This window comes from Aeromonas sp. sif2416 (assembly GCF_019218665.1).
GTDB classification, from domain to species: domain Bacteria; phylum Pseudomonadota; class Gammaproteobacteria; order Enterobacterales; family Aeromonadaceae; genus Aeromonas; species Aeromonas encheleia.
Map to the genome: position 1 here is coordinate 126,681 of NZ_JAHUXC010000012.1, position 6,702 is coordinate 133,382.

Annotated in this window: 8 protein-coding genes; 4 read left to right on the forward strand and 4 right to left on the reverse strand. The window is 62.1% G+C overall.

The annotated features are described in order from the left end of the window. Window positions 1–98: 98 nt before the first annotated feature. Together KW821_RS18360 and KW821_RS18365 are read right to left on the reverse strand one after the other, a co-directional pair. The gene (locus KW821_RS18360) at window positions 99–1,571 is read right to left on the reverse strand and encodes a GGDEF domain-containing protein (protein ID WP_218292461.1); all 1,473 of its coding nucleotides are present in this window, start codon (window positions 1,569–1,571) and stop codon (window positions 99–101) included. 331 nt (window positions 1,572–1,902) lie between these two features. Beyond that, complete coding sequence (locus KW821_RS18365) at window positions 1,903–2,361, reverse strand: hypothetical protein (protein WP_218292462.1); 459 nt, start codon at window positions 2,359–2,361, stop codon at window positions 1,903–1,905. A gap of 167 nt (window positions 2,362–2,528) precedes the next feature. Here KW821_RS18365 and KW821_RS18370 point away from each other — a divergent pair, with 167 nt between their 5' ends. Continuing rightward, window positions 2,529–3,434 carry an S-adenosyl-l-methionine hydroxide adenosyltransferase family protein gene (locus KW821_RS18370; RefSeq protein ID WP_218292463.1) on the forward strand — a complete coding sequence of 302 codons (906 nt, stop codon included), beginning with the start codon at window positions 2,529–2,531 and terminating at the stop codon, window positions 3,432–3,434. Between the two features lie 67 nt (window positions 3,435–3,501). Here the strand turns inward: KW821_RS18370 and KW821_RS18375 are convergent, their stop codons facing one another. Further along, window positions 3,502–4,062, reverse strand: coding sequence for a carbonate dehydratase (locus KW821_RS18375; protein WP_218292464.1), 561 nt, complete (start codon window positions 4,060–4,062; stop codon window positions 3,502–3,504). A 233-nt stretch (window positions 4,063–4,295) separates the two neighbouring features. Between KW821_RS18375 and KW821_RS18380 the strand changes: the two genes are divergently transcribed. The 3 genes from KW821_RS18380 to KW821_RS18390 all read left to right on the forward strand — a co-directional run bounded on the left by KW821_RS18380 (window position 4,296) and on the right by KW821_RS18390 (window position 6,340). After that, entirely contained in the window at window positions 4,296–4,937 is a 642-nt protein-coding gene (locus KW821_RS18380) for a ribonuclease (protein WP_218292465.1), read from the forward strand. 72 nt (window positions 4,938–5,009) lie between these two features. Further along, window positions 5,010–5,300 (forward strand): helix-hairpin-helix domain-containing protein, encoded by a 291-nt coding sequence (locus KW821_RS18385; protein WP_218292466.1) that lies wholly within the window; start codon window positions 5,010–5,012, stop codon window positions 5,298–5,300. After that, window positions 5,297–6,340 (forward strand): nitronate monooxygenase family protein, encoded by a 1,044-nt coding sequence (locus tag KW821_RS18390; RefSeq protein ID WP_218292467.1) that lies wholly within the window; start codon window positions 5,297–5,299, stop codon window positions 6,338–6,340. The genes KW821_RS18385 and KW821_RS18390 overlap by 4 nt, the downstream gene beginning before the upstream one ends. 87 nt (window positions 6,341–6,427) lie before the next feature. Here the strand turns inward: KW821_RS18390 and KW821_RS18395 are convergent. After that, window positions 6,428–6,702, reverse strand: a 275-nt coding sequence (locus tag KW821_RS18395) for a hypothetical protein (protein ID WP_218292468.1), incomplete at its 5' end; no start/stop codon positions are given.

Genomic DNA, 6,702 nt, shown 5'->3' on the forward strand with positions numbered 1-6,702 from the left:
ATAGTGACCGCGATGGTAGCAGAAGCGCCCCCCACAGCAGAAGGCGATTGCCCCTGCCGACGCGCAGGGAGCCGGCAAGGAGCGTCAGCAGTGCGGGATCAGCCGGTCGGGCTCTCGGGAGTCCTGATGAGCTCGATGTGCTGCCCCTGATAGTGGGCGATGTTGTGTTTGCCGTGCTGCTTGACGTGATAGAGCAGCTCGTCGGCCAGGGTGATGGCGTCGGACACCGTCAGATAATCGCGGATGCGGATGATGCCTGCCGAGAAGGTGATGGGGCCGGGCAATTGGGGAAGCCGGAGCTCCTGCTCCAGCAGGCGGGAGGCCGCGTGGCGCATCGCCGCCTCATCCTCCAGCCCCTTGTAGAGCGCGATAAACTCCTCGCCCCCCCAGCGGATGGCGCAGTCCCCCTTGCGGATGTTCTCCTGCAGATGGCGGGCGAAGGCGGCGAGGGCGATGTCCCCCACCGCGTGGCCATGGATGTCGTTGACCGACTTGAAGTTGTCGATGTCCAGGATCATCAGGTAGTCATGCTCCTGCAGCAGGGCATTGTCCAGGATGTCCCGTCTTGGCAGCCGGGTCAGGTGATCGGTGTAGGCCAGGGTCCGCAACCGGGCATAGGCCCGCCGCCCGGTCAGCATCAGTAGCAGCAGGGCGATCAGGTAGAGCTTGAAGGCGGGGCCATAGAGCGCCACCCGCACGAAGTCGCCGTAGCCGTAGGACCATTTCAGATAGAGATCCGCGCCGGCCTTGGTCTGCATGAGGCGGGTGCTCAGGCAGAGGTGCCAGGAACGGCAGGGTTCGGCGGCATCGAAGGAGATGACGGTGCGGCTCGGGTTGAGGGTCTCGAAGGGGCGAAACACGGCCTTGAAGGCCTCATGGATGTCGATGTCTATCCCCGACAGGCCATAGCGATAGTCCCTTTTCGCCTGGTCGTAGAAGACGAAGGGGAAGTACATGGTGATGGTCTGCAACTGGGTGAAGGCGTCGGTATAGATCTCGGATACCTGGGCCTCGTCCGCACTGCAGGGAACATGGGTGGAGGCGAAGGCGGCGCAGCCAAAGTAGTGACGCCAGGGCTTGAGGTCATCCAGCCTGGTGTTGCTGGGCAGCAGTCGCCTCGGCAGGATCTGCTTGTCGGCCACCATGCCGAGCAGGCGATAGTCGTCGTAGAAGGCATAGAGATTGATGACATCGGGATAGGAGAGGGCATATTGGTAGGCGATGAGCATCTCGCTGGTGGGCGGCAGTATGGGGATGACAGCGATGCGATCGCGGAACTTGACGTCATAGCCATAGACATAGACGGTCGCATCCTGGTTCTCGCTGAAGATGGGGGCCTTGATGCTGCTGCCGTCGACGAACTGGGCCAGATGTTCCGGCTCCAGAATGCGGGCCCGTTGATAGTAGACCTCGAACACGTTCTGCTGCTTGGCGGTGATGAGCTGCATGTCATGCCGGATGCTGAGGTAGGTGTAGTAGAGCACCAGCGCCAGACCCGACAGGACCAGGCACAGCAGGGTCAGCCGAAGCAGCCATTTGCGGGGTATGTCGCGCATTCTCGATACAGACATGCCTATGGGTTTCCTAGGGGGCTATATGGAGCCGCTCATCAACTGATTCGCCCCAGTATAAACAAGTTGTAGCGCAGAGCATCCGCCAATGATGCCTTTGTTAACTGACGCGACGATAAATATCAAGGAGATAGCGAGTCAGGCTATTGGTATGGCGAACGAGGCGCACCTGTCTGCCCGGCGTCTTGCGAAGGAGGCTGACGCCAGGCGCTATCATGGCCGCATTTCGTCGATGGAGTTTGGCCCCTGCTCAGCGGCGTCATGCAGGCCATCTCCCTCTATTTCACGAGGCCTGGGCTGTGTCGCGCCCCCGTTTCGAGCGTGCGGCGGCCTAATCGGCCAGCAGCACCCGCCCGGCATCCAGGTGGTGCATCCACTCCCGCAGGATCAGCAGCGCGGCGGCAAAGCGACGATCCTTGGGCAGTTGCGCCGCCGCCAGCGGATCTCCCTCGACCATGGCGACAAACTGGCCGAACAGCTGCTCGATGCTCTCCCGGCTCAGCTCCTGGTTGCCGAGCATGCTGGCGAGCGGGAGCGGGCTGTGCAGGATCAGCACGGGGTGAGGCGGGATTCCGGCTGCCAGCGGCATCAGTGCATCCTCCACCACCATGATGGCCTGCTCCAGCTCGAGGGCCGTCGGCGGATCCTGGCGAAAGGGCCCAGGCGTCATGGCCGCGAGACCGAAGGCCAGCCGGTGCGTGATGGTGGTGCCGTCGGCCCGGGTGATCTGCACCCCGCTGCTCTGCTCACCCAGGCTCAGTGACAGCCTGGGGCTCCCTGTCTCCCTCATGTCGATCCCTCTGCGATCCCTTGGATAAGACGATTCATACACCCGCTCGTGCGCCTGGGCGAGCGCTTTCTCCCCCCATCTGGTGTGGCCGGCTTGCAAAGTGGATTCACCATGGCATTCTGGATGTCTAAATGGCTATTAAATCCCTAGGCTTCAGGAGTTCTGATATGGATATTCGTACCGCTCCCCGCATCATTGCGCTCTCCCTTCTGCTGGCGGGAAGCTGCGCCTTCGCCAATGAGGCGCTGGTGATCCAGACCGATTTTGGCCTGAAAGACGGCGCAGTGTCGGCCATGAAGGGGGTCGCCTTCGGGGTGGACCGCACCCTGCCGCTCTATGATCTGACTCACGAGATCCCGGCCTACAACATCTGGGAGGCCTCCTACCGCCTCTATCAGACCATCAACTACTGGCCCAAGGACACGGTATTCGTGAGTGTGGTGGATCCGGGGGTGGGCACGGCGCGCCACTCGGTGGTGCTCAAGACCAAGAGCGGCCACTACATCGTCTCGCCGGACAACGGCACCCTGACCCTGGTGGCCGAGCACTTCGGTATCGAGGCGGTGCGCCAGATCGACGAGAAACGCAATCGCCTCAAGGGCTCCGAGAAGTCCTACACCTTCCACGGTCGCGACGTCTACGCCTACACCGGCGCGCGACTCGCCTCCGGCGCCATCAGCTACGAGCAGGTGGGGCCGCTGTTGCCCGCCGAGGTGGTGCGGATCCCCTATCAGCCGGCGGTGGCCGCGGCCGATGGTTCCCTCAAGGGCACCATTCCGATCCTGGATGTGCAGTACGGCAACGTCTGGACCAACATCGACGAGACCCTGCTCACCAAGGCGGGGATCGGCAAGGGGGATCAGGCCTGCTTCCGGATAAGCGAGGGAGAAGCGCTGAAATATGAGGGCAAGGCCCCCTACGTCAGCAGCTTCGGCGATGTGCCTGAGGGGCAGCCGCTGGTCTACCTCAACAGCCTGTTGCAGGTGTCGGTAGCGCTCAACATGGACAGCTTCGCCGCCAGGCATCAGGTACAGTCAGGCGCCAACTGGCATATCAGCCTGAAGAAGTGCTAGTGATGGTTGCGTGAGATGACAACGGGCGCCGAGGCGCCCGTTGTGTTTTCAGAAAAGGACAATGGGATCAGAACTCGTTGGAGAGTGCCTTGTATCCCTTGACCAGATCGATATTGGTGTGGGCCACGTCTTCGGAGAACTCGGTGGCATCCACGGTGACGCGCGGGATCTGAGCCAGATCGCTCTGCTGGTTGATGCGGGTGGTGGAAGGCACGTAGAAGCCGGGGGGCAGATCGCAGCCATCGATCACCGAGTTGTGGCGCACCACGGAGCCTTCGCCGATGTGGCAGTTGAACAGCACGCTGTTGAAGCCGATGAACACCCGGTTACCGACTTCGCAGGGCCCGTGCACTATGCTGCGGTGGGCGATGGAGCTGTACTCGCCGATGGTGACGGCCGCACCGGACTTGGAATGGATCACCACCCCGTCCTGAATGTTGGAGTTGGCACCGATGACGATGGGCTCCATGTCACCGCTGGCATCCACTTCGTCGGCGCGGATCACGGCGTAGGGGCCGACAAACACGTTCTCCTTGATGATCACCTTGCCGCAGATGATGGCGGTCTTGTCGATATAGGCGGATTCGTCGATAACGGGCAGGTGACCGGAGGGATTCTTGCGGATCATGTCATGTCCTGTTGCTGATGAAATCGGGGAAAATGGCGGGACGCAGAGGCTCGCCGGAGAGTCAGCTTACGCCTCTGTTTTGGAGGGGGAAACCCTTTACTGGTCTGACCCTCCTTTAGTAGGGATATTTCAGATGGTTGTTCTTTGACTCCCTGGTATGGGAGCATGTGGCTCGGCAGGCGGATTGTGTTCCTCGTCAGAATGGGCCGGATTGCGATGATGGAGGCTGAGAAATGAAGAAGATGATGCTGCTCTTGGTGGGAGTCTTGCTCTGTGCCTCGGCCGTACAAGGCAAGGGACGGGCGGGCGACTTTGACTATTACGCCCTGGCACTCTCCTGGTCGCCGGAGCACTGCGCCGTCAAGCCGGGCGATCGGGAGCAGTGCAGCCGCCAGCTGGGCTTCGTGCTGCACGGCCTCTGGCCCCAGTATCAGCGTGGCTATCCGAGCGATTGCAGCGCTGAACCGCTGGATCCCGAGATGGAGCGCGAGTTTGCCGGGCTCTATCCCAGTCGCTTCCTCTATCGCCATGAGTGGCAGAAGCATGGCACCTGCTCCGGCCTCAGCCAGCCGCAATTCCATCAACTGGCCAGCGAGCTGCGCCAGAAGGTGAAGCTGCCTGCTGCCTATCAGGCTCCTGACGAGCCGCTGCGCAAGAGCCGTTTCCAGCTCAAGGCCGATCTGGCCGATGCCAATGAGTGGCTGGCGCCGGACAGCATCACCATCGCCTGCGCCGATGGTGGCCGGTTCCTGCGGGAGGTCTACGTTTGCGTCAATAAGGAAGGGACTGATGCCGTCCCCTGCTCGGACGAGATGCAAAAGCGCGAGCAGCGTTCCTGTGGTCAGCCGGATTTCTTGCTACGCAGCGTGCGTTGACCCCTCTTTATCTTCATCAGGCCCCTTGCGGGCCTGATGTTCAAATACCGCCATCGGAAAGGAGTTTGAGCCATGACCACCATGAAACAGTTCTCTACGCCGGAGCGAAGCTTGCTGCTCGGGGTGAAAGGGGTGGGCCCCACCGTCATCGGGCGGCTCGAGCAGCTGGGCTACCATAGCCTGCACGAATTGGCAGGGGCTGACGCGACCCATATCGTCAAGCTGGTGGCCAGCCTGCTGGGCTCGACCTGCTGGCAGAACAGCCCGCAGGCGCGCGGCGCCATCGAGGGAGCCATCGCCCTGGCCCGCGCTCAGCTGCAAGCCGAACCGGACCAGGCAGGACGACAGGAGACAGGGGCATGACGCTGCTCTCCCAACTCGGGATCCGCTATCCCATCATTCAGGCCCCCATGGCGGGGGTACAGGACTGTGCCCTGCCACTGGCGGTTGCCGCCGCCGGGGGGCTCGGCTCCCTGCCAGCCGCCATGCTCAGCCCGACCGAGCTGCGCCAGGCATTGAGGGTACTCAAGGAGCGTGGCCAACCGTTCAACATCAACTTCTTCTGTCACCGTCAGGCCGAGCCAGACCCGGTAGAGGCACGCCGTTGGCGACAGGCGCTCGCGCCTTATTATGCCGAGTTCGGGCTGGCTGCCGATGCCGTCCTCAGTGTGCCTGGCCGAGCCCCCTTCAGTGCGGAGCAGGCCGCCATCCTGGCCGAGTTCCAGCCCGCCGTGGTCAGCTTTCACTTTGGTCTGCCCGCGCCCGCGCTGCTTGCCAGCGTGAAAGCCTGGGGCGCCCGGGTGTTGGCCAGCGCGACCACGGTCGCGGAGGCTGTCTGGCTGACGCAACATGGCGCCGACGCCATCATCGCGCAGGGGCTGGAGGCGGGGGGCCATCGCGGCCACTTCCTCGATGAGGACCTCAGCCTGCAACAGGGCACCTTCACCCTGCTGCCGCAGATCGTGCAGGCGGTCGGGCTGCCGGTCATAGCGGCGGGGGGCATAGTCGATGGCAAGGGGATCCGTGCCGCCCTGGCGCTGGGGGCGAGCGCTGTGCAGATGGGGACGGCCTTTCTCTGTAGTCATGAGGCGACGACCTCGCGCCTGCACCGTGTGGCCATTCACTCGGCGCAAGGCCAGCACACGGCCCTGACCAACCTGTTCAGCGGCCGCCCCGCCAGAGGCATCGTCAACCGCCTGATGCGGGAGCTGGGCCCGCTCTCTGCCTCGGCGCCCGCCTTCCCCCATGCCAGTGCGGCATTGGCTCCTTTGCGTGGTGCGGCAGAAAAGAGCGGGAGCCATGACTTCTCACCGCTCTGGGCGGGCCAGAATGTAACGGGTTGCCTCGACCTGCCTGCGGCCGAGCTGATCGCAATCTGGGTGGCCGAGGCTGGATTGGTTTGATTTGATGCCGCCATCTATCCCTGCTTGCTCTCCTTTATATAGGTATCCGGTTTCTGGTCATGGCCGCTTGGGGGGATAAAGAGGATATCAAGCCCCGCTCAGGGCCCGTTTTGACGGGGTTCTGTGGATAAGTTTGTACAAAAGCTGTGGTTGGATATGAATAACTAAGAAATCGCCGATTTTTGCAATTTTATTGCATCGAAGCCTTGCCAATGTGACCAATGTCTCTATAATACGCCACATCGACAGGGCAAGCGGCAACGCAAACAAGCCGGTCGGTGCCTCGATAAAGCCTCTGAAAATAAGGCTTGACTCGAGAAGGCGGTTGAGTAGAATGCCACTCCCGCAGCGACAAAACGTTG

What these genes read in the sequence shown, in the direction of transcription:
- KW821_RS18370 (WP_218292463.1), top strand. Translation starts at nt 2,529, where the DNA reads ATGGATATTCGTACCGCTCCCCGCATCATTGCGCTCTCCCTTCTGCTG.
- KW821_RS18360 (WP_218292461.1), bottom strand. Translation starts at nt 1,571, where the DNA reads ATGTCTGTATCGAGAATGCGCGACATACCCCGCAAATGGCTGCTTCGG.
- KW821_RS18390 (WP_218292467.1), top strand. Translation starts at nt 5,297, where the DNA reads ATGACGCTGCTCTCCCAACTCGGGATCCGCTATCCCATCATTCAGGCC.
- KW821_RS18365 (WP_218292462.1), bottom strand. Translation starts at nt 2,361, where the DNA reads ATGAGGGAGACAGGGAGCCCCAGGCTGTCACTGAGCCTGGGTGAGCAG.
- KW821_RS18385 (WP_218292466.1), top strand. Translation starts at nt 5,010, where the DNA reads ATGACCACCATGAAACAGTTCTCTACGCCGGAGCGAAGCTTGCTGCTC.
- KW821_RS18375 (WP_218292464.1), bottom strand. Translation starts at nt 4,062, where the DNA reads ATGATCCGCAAGAATCCCTCCGGTCACCTGCCCGTTATCGACGAATCC.
- KW821_RS18380 (WP_218292465.1), top strand. Translation starts at nt 4,296, where the DNA reads ATGAAGAAGATGATGCTGCTCTTGGTGGGAGTCTTGCTCTGTGCCTCG.